The sequence below is a fragment of the Chromobacterium sp. CCUG 76385 genome (genome assembly GCF_059916625.1).
Genome location: NZ_JAUCGU010000011.1, coordinates 49451 through 66751, shown reverse-complemented (window position 1 = coordinate 66751; position 17301 = coordinate 49451). Strand labels below are relative to the sequence as shown.

The window sequence follows — 17301 nt, the reverse complement described above, 5'->3', positions numbered from 1 at the left end:
ATATGATTGCGATGTACGACTCCGGCCTGGGCGGGCTGTCGGTATGGCGCGCGGTGCGCGCCGCCCTGCCCGCCTGGCCGATCACCTATCTGGCCGACCAGGCCTATTGCCCGTATGGCCCGCGCAGCCGCGAGGAAATCATAGACCGCGCGCTGACCGTGGGCCGCTACCTGATCAGCCAGGGCGCCACCATCCTGGTGGTGGCCTGCAATACCGCCACCACCGCCGCCATCAGCGCGCTGCGCGAGGAGTTCACGCTGCCCATCGTCGGCATCGAACCGGCGATCAAACCGGCGGCGGCGATGAGCCGCACCGGCCGCATCGCCGTGCTGGCCACCGAGTACACGCTGGCCAGCGACCGCGTCAAAACGCTGCTGGACGCGCATGCCGGCGACGTGGACGTGCTGCGCCGCGCCGGCCACGGCTGGGTGGAGCAAGTCGAAGCCGGCGAGCTGTCCGGCGAGCGCACCCGCGCGCTGGTGCGCCGCGTGGTGGAGCCGCTGCTGGACGAAAACATCGACCATATCGCCCTGGGCTGCACCCACTATCCTTTTCTGGAACCGCTGATCCGCGAAGTGACCGGCGATGCGATCCGGTTGTACGATCCGGCCGAGGCCATCGCACGCCGCGTGGCGGACCTGATCCAGCAGCATGGCTTCGACAGCCAGGCCGATGGCTACTGCCGCTTCATCACCACGGCGGAGGACGCCGGCGAAATGGCCTTGCGCCTGCCGCAGCTGATAGGCCAGCCCTTCCCGGTGGAATCGGTGCCGCTGGCCTGATTGAGTTCTGCCCAAGCTACAGGCAGCAGGCTAGAATCATGCCGTTTTCCTTCGCCACCGGACATCATCGTGAAAACCACCTCTCTATTGCTCTTGCTGGCGGCCCTCAGCCTGCCGGCGCTGGCCCAACCGTCCTGCACCGACGCCGCCGCCCAGGCCAATCGCCAAAGCGGCAACAAGCTCGATACGGCGGAACTCAGCGACGCCCTGCTCAGCCTGAACCGCGACGGCCGCCTGCCGGATAAATTCGTCACCAAGCGCCAAGCCCAAGACGCTGGCTGGAAGCCCGGGCGCAGCCTGTGGAGCGTGCCGGCGCTGAAGGGCAAGTCCATCGGCGGCGACCGCTTCGGCAATTACGAAAAGCGGTTGCCAGCCGGCAAGTGGCAGGAGGCCGACCTGAACTATAAAGGAGGCAAGCGCGGCGCCTACCGCCTGGTATTCAGCAAGCAAGGCCTGCGCTATGTCAGCGTCGATCACTACAACAACTTCATCGAGGTGGCGCCATGCCGCTAACCGTGTGCGAACTGCATCACATCCGCAGCCTGGATCAATTGTTCGACGAACTCAGCCGACAACTGAAGCTGCCAGGCCATTTCGGCCGCAATCTGGACGCCTTGTACGACAGCCTGGCCAACGACGTGGCCGGACCGTTCGAGCTGGTTTGGCGCGATACGGCCGAGGCGCAAAAGGCTCTAGGCGCCGACACCTACGCCACCATTCTGGAAATCCTGGAAACCGTGGCGGAAGAACGGGGGGACATTACGCTGGACATCCACCACTGAGCGTCGGCGATGTTGTCGGCACACTACACAGGCAGCTCGCGCTGCCCTTTTTATTGCGCAAAAGACGCCAAAAAACCCAAAAATCATTTTATGGCAAGCCATAAAAATCCCAGGGCATTAAAAACGCAAACCACATTCGAATGTGAAAAGCAATTACTGAAATCCTGCCAAGACAAGCTCCAGCTAACGCACTATAATCGTCTCCCTTCGGCCGGCCCCGCCTGTCTGACAAAACAGGCGTCAACCCCACGATCCGGGCTAAAACAATAAAAAACCCGGCCGAACATGGCTTGGCAAGCCTACCCTCCGGCGCGCATTCGTAACTACCCCGCCACACGAATGTCATGTTACGAAAACGCTACGCTCGTTTTGAATCGTCTCAAACAGGCAGGAACAACTCAATGAAGTCAAAAAAACTCACGGCCTTGATCCTGGTCGGGATGCTGCTGGGCATCCTGGTGGGCTATCTCTTCCGTCAGCATGCCGGCGATGACGCCGCCGCGATCAAATCCTTCGTCGACGGCATGTCCATCCTCACCGATATCTTCCTGCGGCTGATCAAAATGATCATCGCCCCGCTGGTAATCTCCACCCTGGTGGTCGGCATCGCCAAAATGGGCGACGCCAAATCGGTGGGCCGCATCGGCGGCAAAACCATGGGCTGGTTCATCGGCGCCTCGCTGGTGTCGCTGACCCTGGGCCTGATCATGGTGAACATCCTGAAGCCGGGCGTGGCGCTGAACCTGCCGCTGCCGGACCTGCACGCCGACTCCGGCATCAAGGCCGGCGCCCTTTCGCTGAAGGACTTCGTCACCCACGCCATTCCCAAGAGCGTGTTCGAGGCGATGGCCAACAACGAAATCCTGCAGATCGTGATCTTCTCGGTCTTCTTCGGCAGCGCGATGGCCGCGCTGGGCGATCGCGCCAAGGCGCTGATCGACGTCATCGACGTCGTCGCCCACGTGATGCTGAAGGTCACCAGCTATGTGATGAACTTCGCCCCGCTGGCGGTGTTCGGCGCCATCGCCGCCACCGTGGCCAAGGAAGGCCTGTCCATCCTCGGCACCTACGGCAAGTTCATGGCCCAGTTCTATATGTCCATCGGCATCCTGTGGGCGCTGTTGATCGCCGTCGGCGTGCTGATCGTCGGCCCGCGCCTCTTGCACCTGATGGGCATGATCAAGGAGCCGCTGCTGCTGTCGTTCACCACCGCCAGCTCCGAAGCCGCGTATCCGAAAACCCTGGAACAGCTGGAGCGCTTCGGCGTGTCCAACAAGATCGCCAGCTTCGTGCTGCCGATGGGCTACTCGTTCAATCTGGACGGCTCAATGATGTACTGCACCTTCGCGGTCATCTTCATCGCCCAGGCTTACGGCATCGACCTGACGCTGGCGCAGGAAATCTCCATGCTGCTGATCCTGATGCTGACCTCCAAGGGCATGGCCGGCGTGCCGCGCGCCTCGCTGGTGGTGATCGCCGCCACGCTGGCGCAGTTCAACATCCCGGAAGCGGGCCTCTTGCTGCTGTTGGGCATCGACCACTTCCTGGACATGGGCCGCTCCGCCACCAACGTGGTGGGCAACTCCATCGCCACCGCCGTGGTCGCCAAGTGGGAAGGCGAATTGAAGCGCCACTAAGCGCGCTTTGCGCTCCGCGACGCCGCTGCCAAGGCGGCCATGCCGTTCACTTGTTGGAGTGAACGGCATTTTTTATGGCTGAAAGATGGATTGCGCCGGCGCTTGCCGGCATAGGCAGACGCCTAACGCACCACCTGGAATGGCAGCTGATAAGCGCCCTGCCCCGGCCTCACTTCCACCAGCCAGGCGCGGCTGCCGCTGACGCACATCGGCAGCGTCACCGTCGCCTTCCAATCGGCGCCGTCGCGGACGAAGGTATAGCGGTTGAATCCCATGTCCATGTCCGGCATGGTGAAGTCCGCCGTCGGCGGCGTGGCCGCCGACGCGCCCTGCAGCCTGACCACAAACGGCTTGCCGTGTTCCGGCGCGCTGTCGAAGCGCAAACCGCCTCCGTCCGGCAGGGCGCAGCTGCCGCGCGAGGGATCACAAGATAAACGCTGCGCCGCCTGCGTCGCCGGCTTGTGGTTCAAATACCAGAAAATCAGGCCAGCCTTGATGGCGCCGAACGCAATCAGCGCCACACCCAGAATCAGCAGCTTGCGCTGTCTGGCCGTCATCGCCACGCTCCCCGCATCAAGGCCACGCCATGCGCGCCGTGCTTTCGCGCCGCCTCCAGGTCGCCCAGCGACAGGCCGCCCAAGGCGTAGACCGGCAGCGGCACCTCGCCCGCCAGACAGGCGGCGAAACCATCCCAACCCAGCGGCGCCTGGTCCGGATGGCTGGCGGTAGCCGCCACATGGCCCAGCAGGGCGTAGTCGAGGCCCAGCTCGCCGGCCTTGGCCAGATCGTCGCGATTGTGCAGCGACGCTCCCACCCAGCTGAAATCCGGCCTCGCGCGCAAGCCATGCAAGCGCGCGCCGTTCAGATGCACGCCGTCCACCGGCCAATCCGCGCACCAGGCCGGATCGGCATTGACCACCAGCCGGCCGCCATAACCATGGACGATGGCGGCGGCGCGGGCGACGAAGTCAGCCAGTTCATCGCGGCTCATCAGCGGCTCGCGCACCTGCACCCAGCCCCAGCGCTTTGCCGCAAGTCCAGCCAGTTGCGCCTCCACGCCCATCTCATGCGCGCAGGTGATGGCGTAAGCGTCCGGCAGCTGCAGCGATTTCAGGATGGGCCCATTGGCCGGCAGCATCGGCGCCACCGTCAGTTGTCCCGGCGTCTGCCAGGCGAAGGCCTGGCCCTCGCGCGGCTGCGGCTCGCCTGTCCAGCTCCAAATGCGGAAGAAACGCAGATAGACCGAGGCGTGTTCGTAATGGTGGATCTTGGTCAGCCATGGCGTGGCGGACGTGACCTCGATGCCCATTTCCTCGGCGAACTCCCGCCGCAACGCCTCGAAATGCCCCTCGCCCGGCTCCACCTTGCCGCCGGGAAACTCCCAGTAGCCGGCGTAGGGCTTGCCCTCCGGGCGACTGCCCAGCATGAAACTGCCGTCCGGCCGCATCAGCGCGCCGGCCACCACGTCGATTATCTTATTGCTCATGCCATCCTGCTTTAACGTGCCGAGGCCGCCAACATAGCAGCTTGGCCATTTTGCGGCCAGCCATCTGCTCAAACCCCGTCAATTCTTACTTTTCCCTTTTGCCGCGCCCTTCGCCAGCCCCTCGCTGCCCGCCCAATGGCAAGCGAACTGCCAGGCCACACGGCCGGAGCGGCTGCCTCGCGTCAGGCTCCACTGCAAGGCCGCGCGTTCGGCCTTGTTGCCGTATTTCAGGCCGAAATGCCCAAGCCACGACTTGACCGCCGCCAGATATGCGTCCTGATCAAACGGGTAGAATGACAGCCACAGGCCGAAACGGTCGGATAGCGAGACTTTCTCTTCTATCGCCTCGCCGGGATGGATCTCGCCATCCTTCAGCCAGCCTTCGCGGTTTTCGCTCATCGCTTCCGGCAACAGATGACGTCGGTTGGAGGTGGCGTACACCAGCAGATTGTCGCAACGCCGCGCCAAGCCGCCGTCCAGCGCGCTCTTCAAGGCCTTGTAGCCGGCATCGCCCTGCTCGAAGGACAGGTCGTCGCAATACAGGATGAAGCGTTCCGGCCGCCCAGCCAGCAGCTCCACCAGTTGCGGCAGATCGGCCAGATGCTCGCGGTCGATTTCGATCAGCCGCAAGCCTTGCTTGCCGAACAGCGGCAACAAGGACTTCACCAACGACGACTTGCCGGTGCCGCGCGCGCCGGTCAACAGCGCATTATTGGCCGGCAAGCCAGCGACGAACTGGCGGGTATTGGCCAGCAGCTGCTCGCGCTGCGCGTCGACGCTGGCCAGCCGGTCCAGCGCCACCGCATGCGGCTCATGCACCGCCTCCAGCCAACCAGCCAGCCCCTGCCGGTGCCAGCGGAAGGCCCACGCGCTCCAGTCCGGCTCGCGCCGCGGCGGCGGCAGCATCGGCTCCAGCCTGGCCAGCACCGCTTCGGCGCGGCGCAAGAAATCCTGCAGGGCGTCCATCATGTCTTCCTTTCCAGATAGCAAAACAGCCTGCGGCAAAACACAGGCTATCATGCAGATCCTAAGCGGCGGACAAGGCGTTCGAGGCAAGGCGCGCCGCCGAAGACAGTACACATCGTACGGCAAGGCGGCAAAACGCCGCATCGGGCGCTTTGTCCGCCGCGCCCAAATCAATCGCGTAAAGAGATCACCGGCCAGCCATGCGCTTCGGCATAGGCCTTGAGCTTGTCGTCGGCGTCCACCGCCACCGGGTGGTCCACCAGCTTCATCAGCGGCAGGTCATTGTGCGAGTCGCTGTAGAAAAAGCTTTCGCCATAGCTGTCCCAGCCCTCGCCGCGCTCGGCCAGCCACTGCTCGATGCGGGTGATCTTGCCTTCCTTGAAGCTCAGCACGCCGGTCGGCCGGCCGGTGAAGTTGCCGGCCGCGTCTTCTTCCAGCTCGATAGCGATCAGGTGCTCCACGCCCAATTCGCGCGCGATCGGGCCGGTGATGAAGCGGTTGGTGGCGGTGATGATGACGATCTGGTCGCCCTCGGCGCGGTGGGCGGCCAGGCGCTCGCGCGCCTTGTTCGGGATCAGCGGCTTGATGTGGTTTTCTAGATAGTCGGCGTGCAGCTCGTCCAGCTGCGGCCGCGAAAAACGAGTCAGCGGCGCCAGGATGAACGCCAGATACTCGTTCATGTCCAGCGTGCCGTTCTGGTATTGGCGGTAGAAATAGCTGTTGCGCTCGTCGTACTCGGCGGCGTCCAGAATGCCGCGCTTGATCAGGAAGCGCGGCCATTCGAAGTCGGAGTCTCCGGCGATCAGGGTGTGGTCGAGGTCGAACAGGGCAAGCCTGCGTTTGGCGGTGGAAGTGGTCATGATTCCGGGGTAGCGGTTTGCAAAACGTTTTTCACCAACGGCACGGTGATCGGACGCCGCAGCGCCAGCGAGTAGCGGTCCAGCATGTCTATCATCGCGATCAGGCTGGTCAGGTCGCGCCGCCAATGGGTAAGCAGATAACGGTAGACGTCGTCCGGAATCGACAGCTGCCGGTTGGCGGCGTGGCTGCGCAGGGCGGCCAGCTTGTCGTCGTCGGACAAGGCCTTCACTTCCAGCACCAGGCCCCAGCCGAGGCGGGTGCGCAGATCGTCGCGCACCGACAGCGCCAGCGGCGGCTTGCGCCCGGCCATCAGCAGCCGGCCCTCGCCGCCCTCCTTCAAGGAGTTGTAGAAGGAGAACAGCATGATCTGGTCGTCCGGCGCCAGATCTTCCACATGGTCCACGGCGATGAAGCTGGCCTCGCGCGCGAAGTCCGGCAGATGGTCGCCCTTGCCGTCCAGATAGATGGCGGCTCGCCCCAGCCGCTCGGCGTGGGCAATCCAGGCCTGCAACAGATGCGTTTTGCCGCAACCGGGCTCGCCCCATAAATAGATGAAGCGTTCGCCTTCGGTGGCGGTCAGGGCGGTGATCACCTCGCGGTTGCGCTCGGCCAGGAAATTGTCGAAGGCCGGCAGCGGCGTAGGCGTGAGATCGAGTACGAGCTGGTCCAAGTTTACGGTGCGGCGTTGCGTGCTGACATCAATAAGGTCGATTTTACGACGATACGGCCCATCGGTGGAACCGCCATTTTATCCGGCAAAATTCATGACAAATTCAAATCCGGCGAATCCGTCCATATTGCTGTCTGTTTGCCAGCCTTTTTGCCAATTTTCAGTTAAAATACAGTGCTTTCGCACCGGCGAAAGCTTGATGTAAAAATATTTCAAGTTTGCAGAAAGCGAGATTATCTTGAATACCACGTCCCTCAGTTACCGTGATGCCGGCGTTGACATCGACGCAGGCGACGCGCTGGTCGAAAACATCAAGCCTTTTGCCAAGCGCACCATGCGCCCGGAGGTACTCGGCGGCATCGGCGGTTTCGGCGCACTGGTGGAAATCTCCAAGAAGTATAAAGAGCCGGTGCTGGTTTCCGGCACTGACGGCGTCGGCACCAAGCTCAAACTGGCGTTCGACTGGAACCGCCACGACACCGTGGGCATCGACCTGGTCGCCATGAGCGTCAACGACATCCTGGTGCAGGGCGCCGAGCCGCTGTTCTTCCTGGACTATTTCGCCTGCGGCAAGCTGGACGTGGCGCAGGCCACCGAGGTGATCAAAGGCATCGCCGCCGGTTGCGAACAGGCCGGCTGCGCGCTGACCGGCGGCGAAACCGCCGAAATGCCGGGCATGTACCCGGCCGGCGAATACGACCTGGCCGGTTTCGCCGTCGGCGTGGTGGAAAAGAGCAAGGTGATTTCCGGCCGCGACATCGCGCCCGGCGACGTGGTGCTGGGACTGGCCTCCAACGGCGTGCACTCCAACGGCTACAGCCTGGTGCGCAAGATCATCGACCGCGCGCAGCCGGATCTCGACGCGCCGTTCGAAGACGGCAAGACGCTGCGCGACGCCGTCATCGCCCCGACCCGCATCTACGTCAAGCCGCTGCTCAAGCTGATGGAGGCGCTGCCGGTCAAGGGCATGGCCCACATCACCGGCGGCGGCATCACCGAGAACACCCCGCGCGTGCTGCCGGACAACACCGTGGCGCAGATCGACGCCGCCAGCTGGCCGTTGCCCAAGCTGTTCCAGTGGCTGCAGCGCGAAGGCAATGTGGACATCCAGGAGATGTACCGCACCTTCAACTGCGGCATCGGCATGGTGGTGGTAGTGGCGCCGCAGCACGCCGAACAGGCCGCCGCGCTGCTGCGCGAGGCCGGCGAAACCGTGTACCGCATCGGCCAGGTGCGCACCCGCGTCGGCGACGAGCACCAGACCCAGATCGCCTAAGGCTAAGCCGCAGCACGCTTAACGCGCCGCTGGCCCCGCCGGCGGCGCTTGTCATTTGGCGGATGCCCAACCGAACACCGATACCCAACGGCATATGAAAAACATCGTCATCCTGATTTCCGGCCGCGGCTCCAATATGCAGGCCATCGTCAACGCCGCCATTCCCGGCGCCCGCGTGGCGGCGGTGATCGCCAACCGCCCGGACGCGGCCGGCCTGGCCTGGGCCGCCGAACGCGGCATCGCCGCCGTGGCGCTGGACCACAAAGCCTACCCCAGCCGCGAGGCCTTCGACGCCGCGCTGGCCGAAGCCATCGACGTCCACGCGCCCGATCTGGTGGTGCTGGCAGGCTTCATGCGCATCCTGACCGCAGGCTTCACCCGCCGCTACGAAGGCCGCATGCTGAACATCCATCCCTCGCTGCTGCCGGCCTTTCCCGGCCTGCACACCCATGAGCGCGCGCTGGAAATGGGCTGCAAACTGGCCGGATGCACGGTACACTTCGTCACTGCCGAGCTGGACCACGGCCCCATCGTGTCGCAGGGCGTCGTCAACGTGCTGGACGACGACACCCCGGACAGCCTGGCCGCCCGCGTGCTGAAGCTGGAGCACCAGCTGTACCCGGAAGCGGTGCGCCGCTTCGTCGCCGGCGACATCGCCATCGAGGGCGGCAAGGTGGCCAGCGGCCCGAGCGCCGCCGCCAGCCTGCTATCGCCCGCACCCAATGCCAAGGTCTAAATGACTCGTTTCCGCCTGCTGCTGTTCGCTCTGGTCCTGTCCCTGCTGCTGCATCTGATGCTGCTAGGCTCGGACTTGCTGCCCGCGCTCAGTCTGCAGCCGGAAGAAACGCCGAAGCTGGAAAAAATAGACATCAAGATGCAGGCGATGCAGCTGGACACGCCGGCGCCGCTGAAACCGAGCCATGCCGGCGTCCAACTGCGTCCCGCGGCGGCGAAGACGCCGCCCAAGCCGGCAGAGAAACCCGCGCCGAAGCGGCGCAAGAAACCCCAGGCCTCGCAAGCGGCCGAGGAAACCGCGATGGATGCCTCCGCGCCGGCCCAGGAAACCCTGGCCGCGCAAGCCAGCTCGGAGCCGGTTGCCGAACGGCCGCCCGCCGAGCATCCCATCCGCCACCAGGCGGCGAGCGAGCCGGCCAGCCAGCCGGCGCGCGTGGCGCAGTCCGACACCTCGCCCACCGCCGGCTTCATCCATCCCGATACCGCGATGCGCAAATTCCCGGTAGCGGCGCGGATTCGCTACCAAGGCTTCTGGGGCCAGGCAATGGTCGGCTTTGGCGATCTGGAATGGCTGCAGGGAGATGGCCGCTACCAGCTGGACATCTCAGTCAATCCTTTCATCGGCCCCAAGCTGCGCTATCTTTCACAGGGGCAGATAGACAGCCACGGCCTGCGGCCGGACACCCTGCAGGCTTTCCGCGGCGGGCAGCTGAAGGACAGCGCCCGCTTTGACTACGATGCCGGGCTGCTGCGCTACGGCGACAGCGCGGGCAAGCAGCTGGCGCTGAAAAACGGCGCGCAGGACGCGTTCAGCCTGGCCTTCCAGCTGGCGCTGAAGGGCGGTGATCTGGGCCGCGCGCCCATTCAGATCACCACGGCCAAAAAGGTTTACGAATATCCGATGGCGCCTGCCGGCGCCTTCGATTACGACACTGGCGACGGCAAGATGCGCGTCATCGTGTTCAGGGCGGAGGGTGACGGCGACGTCACCGAGTTCTGGCTGGCGCCGGATTTCGCCAATCTGCCGGTGCGCATCCTGCGCGCCGACAAAGACAAACGGATCGAGCTTAAAGCGATCCGCATAGAAGTGAACGGCAAGCGGCAGTGGGAACTGCCGCCGCAACCGACGATACGGAACAAGAATGCACATTAGCCATAGTCAACTGAAACACCTGGAAACCGTCATCGGCCAGATGACCCGCTTCGACCGCCCGGCGGACGCCGTGCTGTCCGCGTACTTCCGCGAGCACAACAAGCTGGGCAGCGCCGACCGCCATCTGATCGCCGAAACGGCCTTCGGCGCCTTGCGCCGACTGATCCAGCTGCGCGCGCTGATCGCGCCGGACAAAGCCACGCCGCGCCGCCTGGCGCTGGTGGCCCTGATGAAGTTCAACAAGCTGAACGTCAAGGAGTTGTCCGAAGCCACCAGCGCCGGCGAGCGCGAATGGCTGGGCACGGTCAAGGGCAAGACGCTGGAAGACAGCTTGGAAATCCGCGCCGAACTGCCGCAATGGTTGATCGAACGCCTGGGCGAGCAGGAACCGGCGGCTGTGGAAGCCTTGGGCCAGGGCCTGATGTCCATGGCGCCACTGGACTTGCGCGTCAACACGCTGAAAATGAAACGCGAGGAACTGCTGAACCGCCTCAACGCCGAAGGCATCCACTGCGAAGCCACGCCGTACTCGCCGCTTGGCATCCGCCTGAAAGACAAGCCGGCGCTGTCCAAGCACGAGCTGTTCAAGGCCGGCGCGTTTGAAGTGCAGGACGAAGGCAGCCAGCTCCTGGGCCTGATCACCGGCGCCCGCCGCGGCGAGATGGTGGTGGACTTCTGCGCCGGCGCCGGCGGCAAAACGCTGCTCCTGGGCGCACAGATGTCATCCAGCGGCCGCCTGTATGCGTTTGATGTATCTGAAAAGCGCCTTGCCAACTTCAAGCCGCGCCAGGCTCGCTCCGGCCTGTCCAACGTGCATCCGCAACTGCTGGCGCACGAAAACGACGCCAAGGTGAAGCGGCTGGCCGGCAAAGCCGACCGCGTGCTGGTGGACGCGCCCTGCTCCGGCCTCGGGACCTTGCGCCGCAATCCGGACCTGAAATTCCGCCAAAGCCCGGACAGCGTGGCCGAGCTGAACGCCAAGCAGGCGTCCATCCTCGCCTCCGCCTCGCGGCTGGTGAAGGAAGGCGGCCGCCTGGTCTACGCCACCTGCAGCCTGCTGCCGCAGGAAAACCAGCGCATCGTCGAAGCCTTCCTGGCCGAGCATCCGGATTTCAGCTTGGTGAAGATGGATGATGTGCTGGCGGAACAGAAAATCCCGCTGCAATGCGGCGACTATCTGGAGCTGAAACCGCATTTGCATAACACCGACGGCTTCTTCGCCGCCGTACTGCAGCGCGCGCCGACCCAGGCTTGACGCCGCCATGCGGGTAGTTGGCTCGGCTTTGGCGCGAGAAAACAAGCTCGCAAGCGCGGCCGCTTAGGAGTATATTAGCAGTTTATGATTAAAACCCGGCAGCCGCCGGGTTTGTTTTATGCCTGGAGCCGCCATCCGATGCAGGATTATCTTCCACGCCGCACCAAACGACAGCAGATGCAGCGTCGTCTGCGTTATCTTTACCTGTCCGCCGCGCAGTGGCGGCGCCAGGTGCCGGTGTGGATCGCGGCCATCCTGATCGGCCTGGTGGCCTATGTGTTCGCCCTCGGCAGCCACCTGTCCCACGATCTGTTCTTCAAAGCTTACGACGCCTCGCCGTATTGGAGCCTGCTGATCACCCCGGCCGGGCTGGCGCTGGCGATCTGGGTCATGCATCGCTTCTTTCCCGGTTCGGCCGGCGGCGGCATCCCGCAATCCATCGCGGCGCTGGAGCCGGGCATGGAAAAATTGCGCGAATACTGCTTCACGCTGCGCGCGGCCTTCGGCAAAGTGGTGCTGACCTTGCTGGGCATCAGCTCCGGCGCGACATTCGGCTACGAAGGCCCCATCGTCCAGGTGGGCGCGGCGATCAAGTATTCCTTGAACCGCAAGGCGGCGCAGCGCCATGAAGGCGCCGCGCGCAGCTTCATCCTGGCTGGCGCCGCCGCCGGCGTGGCGGCCGCCTTCAACGCGCCGCTGGCCGGCATCATGTTCGCCATCGAGGAGATGGGCCGCATTTTCGACATGCGCGCCGGCTCCACCATCCTGCTGTCGGTGATCGTCGCCGGTCTCACCACCTTCGCCATCAACGGCAATTACAGCTATTTCGGCATCGTTCACGTGGCGATGGAGAGCAAGCAGGCCTGGTTGGCGGTGCCCTTATGCGGCGTGCTGGGCGGCATCATCGGCGGCCTGGCCTGTCGCGTGCTGCTGGCGCTGTCTCAGCGTCTGCCCGGGCCCTTGCATGGCTGGCGCGCCAAGCAACCGATCCTGTTCGCCGCCGGCTGCGGCCTGGCGCTGGCCGTCATCGGCATCGCCAGCCACGGCAGCACCTTCGGCACCGGCTACTTCCGCGCCCGCGACATCATCGAAGGCCACGGCGCCGGGCTGCAGGACTATGGCATCCTGAAGCTGATCTCCATGTTCATCAGCCATATCAGCGCGGTGCCCGGCGGCATGTTCGCGCCGTCGCTGGCCGTCGGTGCCGGCTTCGGCCTGAATATGTCCCAACTGCTGCCCTTCTTGCCGCAGGCCATGGTGGTGCTGCTGGGCATGGTGGGCTTCTTCGCCGGCATGACGCGGGCGCCGATGACCGGCTTCGTCATCGTGATGGAAATGACCGACAGCTCCGACATGCTGATTCCGTTGATGGCCACCGCGCTGCTGGCGGCATCGGTGTCGCGGCTGCTGACGCGGCGCGCGCTGTACGAAGGCCAGGTGCGGTTGTTCCTGCCGCAGTGGCATGCCAAGGCTGGGCAAATTGACCAGCCCCCGGCCCGCACGTAGAATAACTGATTGAAAAGATCGGGTATTTCCGGCGGCCCCTGACCGCCCCCAAGCAAGGATTGCAAAACATGTCGATTCAACAAGATATCCAGCAGACCGTCACCGACAACCCGGTGGTGCTGTTCATGAAGGGCTCCGCCCAGTTTCCGCAGTGCGGCTTCTCCTCGCGCGCGGTGCATATCCTGAAAGCCTGTGGCGTGGACAACTTCCTGACCGTGGACGTGCTGCGCGACCCGGACATCCGCCAGGGCATCAAGGACTACTCCAACTGGCCGACCATCCCGCAGCTGTACGTCAAAGGCGAATTCATCGGCGGTTCGGACATCATGTACGAGATGTACCAGAACGGCGAGCTGCAGGAATTGCTGAAAGACCTGTAATTCGCTTTTCGATCCAGACGACAACCCGGCGCCTGCCGGGTTTTGTTATTTATGGCAAGTTTTTTGCCCTGGCTGAATGGCCATTTCCGCCAGCAGACGGCTACCTTAGAATATCCCGATATTTACCAACACATGACAACGCGGACCGCCGCGACCACCCCACCATGAATTGCACGCCAGCCCTGGAGCGGCAGCCCGCGCAAACCCCATCGCTAGAAGACATCTGGCGCGCGCTGGCCAACGATCAACTACTGCCCTGGTTCCAAGCGATAGTCGAACTGCCCAGCCGCCGCGTCGTCGCGGCGGAGGCGCTGGCCCGCTGGCGCCACCCGGCGCTCGGCATCCTGCCGCCGGCCAGCTTCGTCCCGGCGCTGGAAGCGCGCGGCATGCTGCGCCAATTGACTGAACTGATGCTGGAAAAATCGCTGTATTCCTGTCTGGACTGGCGCCGCCAGGGATTCGACCTGCCCGTCTCGGTCAATCTGGGCGCGGAATCGCTGCTCGATCCGGATCTGCCCTCGCGCCTGCTGCAACAATTGCGCATTCTGAACTTGCCGGCCTCCTGCCTGATTCTGGAGTTCAACTGCCGCATGCTGCGCAGCCACCAGGCCGCGGCGGAGCTCATGCTGCCGGCGCTGCGCGCGGCGGGCTTCGGCGTGGCGGCCGATGATTTCAGCGCCGACGACGGCTGGCTGCCGCCCGCAGCCAGCGTGCTGAAACTGGCGCGCGGCTGCGCGCAAAACCTGGCGAGCCATCGCCAAGCGCGCTCGGCGCTGTCCGCCATCGTGAGCCAGGCCCGCCGCCGCGACGCCGCCGTGGTCGCCATAGGCGTGGAGAACGAGAGCGAGTGCGCGGCGCTGGCTGCGCTCGGTTGCGACGCGGCGCAGGGCTATCTGTTTGCTGCGCCGATGTCGCCTTCCGAATTTTCCGAGTGGATTTCGAGCGGCTAGGCGCGCTACAATACGCACCCATACCCCCACGGCAGCCCTGCGGCTGCCGCTGTCATATATTCCGAAAGCTGTTTGCCGTTAGCGGCAAGCAGCTTTTTGCCAAGGTAGGGAGCCGAAATTGAATATCACCATCGTTGATCATCCGCTGGTTCAGCACAAGCTGGGCCTGCTGCGCGAAGCCGACACCAGCACCATGAAGTTCCGCCAGCTGACCCAGGAACTGGCGCGGCTGCTCGCCTATGAAGCCACCCGCGATTTCGAACTGGAAAGCGTCACCATAGACGGCTGGTGCGGCAAGATAGACGTCAAGCAGATCAAGGGCAAGAAAGTCACCGTGGTGCCGATTCTGCGCGCCGGCATCGGCATGCTGGACGGCGTGTTGGACCTGGTGCCGTCGGCCAAGATCAGCGTGGTGGGTCTGGCCCGCAATGAAGAAACGCTGGAGCCGGTGTCCTACTTCGAGAAATTCGTCGGCAATCTGGACGAGCGCATCGCGCTGATCATCGACCCGATGCTGGCCACCGGCGGCTCGCTGGTCGCCACCATCGACCTCTTGAAGCGCAATGGCTGCAAGCACATCAAGGCCGTGGTGATGGTGGCCGCGCCGGAAGGCGTCAAGACCGTCAACGACGCGCATCCCGACGTGCAGATCTACGCCGCTTCGCTCGACAGCCACCTGAACGAGCACGGCTACATCATTCCGGGCCTGGGCGACGCCGGCGACAAGATCTTCGGCACCAAGCAAGCCTGATCGCCATGCCATGTCCCAAGCCGCCCGTTGCCTCCGCAGCCGGCGGCTTTTTTGCAAGCCTGCAAGGATGAAGACCATGGATCGCTACGCCGCAATCGACGCCGACTTCCTCGTCCGCTTTCCAGGCGGTTTCCAGGACCCGGACTGGATCGCCCTGGCGCGCAAACATAAAAGCTACGCCAAGGCCGAAGCGCTATGCCAGCGCGAGCTGACCCGCGACAAGCTGGACGCCGCGCTGGCCAGCGGCAAACTGGCCGACGCCACCCAGGCCTGCCGCCAGATCATCTCGCTGGCCACCACCGTCAGCACTTTCGAGAAGATCGCCTTCCGCAACTACATGGACCAGCGCGACTTGAACCTGCCCTTTGTGCAGGCGCTGCGCGATGTGCTGCACGACTTCGGTCCGGCCAGCTTTGAAACCTATGTCGACACGCTGGCGATGGCGCGGATGGACCCGAAAGCCAACGCCGCCAAATGGCCCATCGTCAGCTGTTTCCTGGCCTGCTTCGATCCGCAACGCCACGTCTGCGTCAAGCCGACCACCATCAAGAAAGTGGCGGCGCGGCTGGGCGCGGACATCCATTACCAGTCCAGGCCGAACCATGAATGCTACGAGGCGGTGCGGCAGATGGTGCTGGACTTCCGCCGCCACAGCTCGGTGGCCGCCGACGTGGACAACACCCTGGCGCAGGCGGTGATGTATTGCACCGTCTGAGCGTTTCAAAATCACAAAACGACAATAAGGAAGAATGATGCTTCAACAACTCAAGCTGGCGGTGTCCGGCGCCCAGATCCTGTTCGTCGCCTTCGGCGCGCTGGTGCTGGTGCCGCTGCTCACCGGCCTGAATCCGGCCATGGCGCTGTTGGGCGCCGGCCTCGGCACCCTGCTGTTCCAGGCCTGCACGGGGCGCCAGGTGCCGATCTTCCTCGGCTCCTCTTTCGCCTTCATCGGCCCCATCATCTACTCCATGCACACCTGGGGACCGGGCGCGACCATGTTCGGCCTGTTCGCCGCCGGCTTCATGTACTTCGTGTTCGCCGCCATCGTGCGCTGGCGCGGCATGGCGCTGGTCAACAAGCTGCTGCCGCCGGTGGTGATCGGCCCGGTGATCATGATCATCGGCCTGTCGGTCGCCACCGCCGCTTCCGGCATGGCCATGGGCCAGGCCGGCGGCAAGCAGGTGCTGCCGTATGAGACCTCGCTGATCCTGGCGGCGATTTCGCTGGCCACCACCATCGTCGTCTCCATCTACGCGCGCGGTATGTTCAAGCTGGTGCCGATTCTGGCCGGCGTCACCGTCGGCTACATCGCCGCCGGCTTCATGGGCGCGGTGGACTTCGCCAAGCTGGCCGCCGCGCCGTGGTTCGCCATGCCCACCTTCCACAGCCCGGAAGTCAACTGGGCCGCGGCCGCCTTCATGCTGCCGGTGGCCATCGCCCCGGCCATCGAGCACATCGGCGGCGTGATGGCCATCGGCGGCGTCACCGGCAAGGACTACATCAAAACGCCGGGCCTGCACCGCACGCTGGCCGGCGACGGCCTGGGCGTGTGCGTGGCCGGCCTGATCGGCGGCCCGCCGGTGACCACCTATGCCGAAGTGACCGGCGCGGTGATGATCACCCGCAACTTCAACCCGGTGACCATGACCTGGGCCGCCATCTTCGCCATCTGCATGGCCTTCTTCGGCAAGTTCAACGCGCTGCTGCAATCGATCCCGATGCCGGTGATGGGCGGCATCATGGTGCTGCTGTTCGGCACCATCGCCTCCATCGGCCTGAAGACGCTGATCGAAGCCAAGGTGGACCTGATGGAGCCGCGCAATCTGGTGATCATCTCGGTGGTGCTGACCGCCGGCATCGGCGGCCTGACGCTGAAGCTGGGCGACTTCGCCCTGGCCGGCGTGGGCCTGTGCTCCTTGCTCGCCATCATTCTGAACCTGGTTCTGCCGCGCAAAGCCGCTGCGCATGACGGCATCGTCGAGGGGCAGGACATATAAGCAAGTAAGTATCTGATTTTCAGAATCATTTACAACTATTCCATGTCAAATGACATGACGCGATCTACACTGTCAATCAGCGCCGCAGCTACACGGTGGCCGCGGCGCAGTTGA

At 64.2% G+C, this 17301-nt stretch carries 19 protein-coding genes; 14 read left to right on the top strand and 5 right to left on the bottom strand.

Annotated elements, in window-relative coordinates; translation table 11 throughout:
* Nucleotides 1-2 precede the first annotated feature (2 nt).
* From murI to QUG01_RS09695, 4 genes are all read left to right on the top strand, one after another.
* Nucleotides 3-782, top strand: a complete 780-nt coding sequence (gene murI, locus QUG01_RS09710; RefSeq protein ID WP_500829949.1) for a glutamate racemase — start codon at nucleotides 3-5, stop codon at nucleotides 780-782.
* Nucleotides 783-851: 69 nt separating this feature from the next.
* Complete coding sequence (locus QUG01_RS09705; protein WP_500829948.1) at nucleotides 852-1295, top strand: ribonuclease domain-containing protein; 444 nt, start codon at nucleotides 852-854, stop codon at nucleotides 1293-1295.
* Nucleotides 1286-1564 (top strand): barstar family protein, encoded by a 279-nt coding sequence (locus tag QUG01_RS09700; protein ID WP_233163873.1) that lies wholly within the window; start codon nucleotides 1286-1288, stop codon nucleotides 1562-1564. The genes QUG01_RS09705 and QUG01_RS09700 overlap by 10 nt, the downstream gene beginning before the upstream one ends.
* Nucleotides 1565-1965: 401 nt before the next feature.
* Complete coding sequence (locus QUG01_RS09695) at nucleotides 1966-3201, top strand: dicarboxylate/amino acid:cation symporter (RefSeq protein WP_199153172.1); 1236 nt, start codon at nucleotides 1966-1968, stop codon at nucleotides 3199-3201.
* 122 nt (nucleotides 3202-3323) lie between these two features.
* Here QUG01_RS09695 and QUG01_RS09690 read toward each other — a convergent pair whose 3' ends face one another.
* The 5 genes from QUG01_RS09690 to hda form a co-directional block, all read right to left on the bottom strand.
* Nucleotides 3324-3758, bottom strand: a complete 435-nt coding sequence (locus tag QUG01_RS09690) for a hypothetical protein (RefSeq protein WP_500829947.1) — start codon at nucleotides 3756-3758, stop codon at nucleotides 3324-3326.
* Complete coding sequence (locus QUG01_RS09685; protein WP_500829946.1) at nucleotides 3755-4687, bottom strand: Nudix family hydrolase; 933 nt, start codon at nucleotides 4685-4687, stop codon at nucleotides 3755-3757. The genes QUG01_RS09690 and QUG01_RS09685 overlap by 4 nt, the downstream gene beginning before the upstream one ends.
* A gap of 78 nt (nucleotides 4688-4765) precedes the next feature.
* The gene (locus QUG01_RS09680; RefSeq protein ID WP_500829989.1) at nucleotides 4766-5653 is read right to left on the bottom strand and encodes an ATP-binding protein; all 888 of its coding nucleotides are present in this window, start codon (nucleotides 5651-5653) and stop codon (nucleotides 4766-4768) included.
* Nucleotides 5654-5823: 170 nt separating this feature from the next.
* A complete protein-coding gene (locus QUG01_RS09675) occupies nucleotides 5824-6513 on the bottom strand; it encodes a histidinol-phosphatase (protein ID WP_500829945.1) in 690 nt (229 codons plus the stop codon).
* A complete protein-coding gene (gene hda / locus QUG01_RS09670; protein WP_103320829.1) occupies nucleotides 6510-7184 on the bottom strand; it encodes a DnaA regulatory inactivator Hda in 675 nt (224 codons plus the stop codon). Before hda ends, QUG01_RS09675 begins: the two co-directional genes overlap by 4 nt.
* 238 nt (nucleotides 7185-7422) lie before the next feature.
* Between hda and purM the strand changes: the two genes are divergently transcribed.
* The 10 genes from purM to QUG01_RS09620 all read left to right on the top strand — a co-directional run bounded on the left by purM (nucleotide 7423) and on the right by QUG01_RS09620 (nucleotide 17187).
* Nucleotides 7423-8460: a phosphoribosylformylglycinamidine cyclo-ligase gene (purM, locus tag QUG01_RS09665; RefSeq protein WP_500829944.1), complete on the top strand. Its 1038-nt coding sequence runs from the start codon at nucleotides 7423-7425 to the stop codon at nucleotides 8458-8460.
* 94 nt (nucleotides 8461-8554) lie between these two features.
* Nucleotides 8555-9196: a phosphoribosylglycinamide formyltransferase gene (gene purN, locus QUG01_RS09660; RefSeq protein ID WP_500829943.1), complete on the top strand. Its 642-nt coding sequence runs from the start codon at nucleotides 8555-8557 to the stop codon at nucleotides 9194-9196.
* Nucleotides 9197-10348 (top strand): DUF3108 domain-containing protein, encoded by a 1152-nt coding sequence (locus QUG01_RS09655; RefSeq protein WP_500829942.1) that lies wholly within the window; start codon nucleotides 9197-9199, stop codon nucleotides 10346-10348.
* Entirely contained in the window at nucleotides 10344-11603 is a 1260-nt protein-coding gene (locus tag QUG01_RS09650; protein WP_500829988.1) for an RsmB/NOP family class I SAM-dependent RNA methyltransferase, read from the top strand. Before QUG01_RS09655 ends, QUG01_RS09650 begins: the two co-directional genes overlap by 5 nt.
* An 84-nt stretch (nucleotides 11604-11687) precedes the next feature.
* A complete protein-coding gene (locus QUG01_RS09645) occupies nucleotides 11688-13109 on the top strand; it encodes a chloride channel protein (protein WP_500829941.1) in 1422 nt (473 codons plus the stop codon).
* Between the two features lie 68 nt (nucleotides 13110-13177).
* Nucleotides 13178-13489 (top strand): Grx4 family monothiol glutaredoxin, encoded by a 312-nt coding sequence (grxD, locus tag QUG01_RS09640; protein ID WP_500829940.1) that lies wholly within the window; start codon nucleotides 13178-13180, stop codon nucleotides 13487-13489.
* A gap of 164 nt (nucleotides 13490-13653) precedes the next feature.
* The gene (locus QUG01_RS09635) at nucleotides 13654-14439 is read left to right on the top strand and encodes an EAL domain-containing protein (protein ID WP_500829939.1); all 786 of its coding nucleotides are present in this window, start codon (nucleotides 13654-13656) and stop codon (nucleotides 14437-14439) included.
* Between the two features lie 118 nt (nucleotides 14440-14557).
* Nucleotides 14558-15190 carry a uracil phosphoribosyltransferase gene (gene upp / locus QUG01_RS09630; RefSeq protein WP_103320837.1) on the top strand — a complete coding sequence of 211 codons (633 nt, stop codon included), beginning with the start codon at nucleotides 14558-14560 and terminating at the stop codon, nucleotides 15188-15190.
* Between the two features lie 76 nt (nucleotides 15191-15266).
* Nucleotides 15267-15905, top strand: coding sequence for a hypothetical protein (locus tag QUG01_RS09625; protein ID WP_500829938.1), 639 nt, complete (start codon nucleotides 15267-15269; stop codon nucleotides 15903-15905).
* A gap of 37 nt (nucleotides 15906-15942) precedes the next feature.
* Entirely contained in the window at nucleotides 15943-17187 is a 1245-nt protein-coding gene (locus QUG01_RS09620; protein WP_500829937.1) for a uracil-xanthine permease family protein, read from the top strand.
* Nucleotides 17188-17301: the final 114 nt, after the last annotated feature.

Bases quoted from the DNA above. Each gene is read 5' to 3' on its own strand.
- murI (WP_500829949.1), top strand. From the start codon at position 3: ATGATTGCGATGTACGACTCCGGCCTGGGCGGGCTGTCGGTATGGCGC.
- QUG01_RS09700 (WP_233163873.1), top strand. From the start codon at position 1,286: ATGCCGCTAACCGTGTGCGAACTGCATCACATCCGCAGCCTGGATCAA.
- QUG01_RS09695 (WP_199153172.1), top strand. From the start codon at position 1,966: ATGAAGTCAAAAAAACTCACGGCCTTGATCCTGGTCGGGATGCTGCTG.
- QUG01_RS09690 (WP_500829947.1), bottom strand. From the start codon at position 3,758: ATGACGGCCAGACAGCGCAAGCTGCTGATTCTGGGTGTGGCGCTGATT.
- QUG01_RS09685 (WP_500829946.1), bottom strand. From the start codon at position 4,687: ATGAGCAATAAGATAATCGACGTGGTGGCCGGCGCGCTGATGCGGCCG.
- QUG01_RS09680 (WP_500829989.1), bottom strand. From the start codon at position 5,653: ATGGACGCCCTGCAGGATTTCTTGCGCCGCGCCGAAGCGGTGCTGGCC.
- QUG01_RS09675 (WP_500829945.1), bottom strand. From the start codon at position 6,513: ATGACCACTTCCACCGCCAAACGCAGGCTTGCCCTGTTCGACCTCGAC.
- purN (WP_500829943.1), top strand. From the start codon at position 8,555: ATGAAAAACATCGTCATCCTGATTTCCGGCCGCGGCTCCAATATGCAG.
- QUG01_RS09655 (WP_500829942.1), top strand. From the start codon at position 9,197: ATGACTCGTTTCCGCCTGCTGCTGTTCGCTCTGGTCCTGTCCCTGCTG.
- QUG01_RS09645 (WP_500829941.1), top strand. From the start codon at position 11,688: ATGATTAAAACCCGGCAGCCGCCGGGTTTGTTTTATGCCTGGAGCCGC.
- grxD (WP_500829940.1), top strand. From the start codon at position 13,178: ATGTCGATTCAACAAGATATCCAGCAGACCGTCACCGACAACCCGGTG.
- QUG01_RS09635 (WP_500829939.1), top strand. From the start codon at position 13,654: ATGAATTGCACGCCAGCCCTGGAGCGGCAGCCCGCGCAAACCCCATCG.
- QUG01_RS09625 (WP_500829938.1), top strand. From the start codon at position 15,267: ATGGATCGCTACGCCGCAATCGACGCCGACTTCCTCGTCCGCTTTCCA.
- QUG01_RS09620 (WP_500829937.1), top strand. From the start codon at position 15,943: ATGCTTCAACAACTCAAGCTGGCGGTGTCCGGCGCCCAGATCCTGTTC.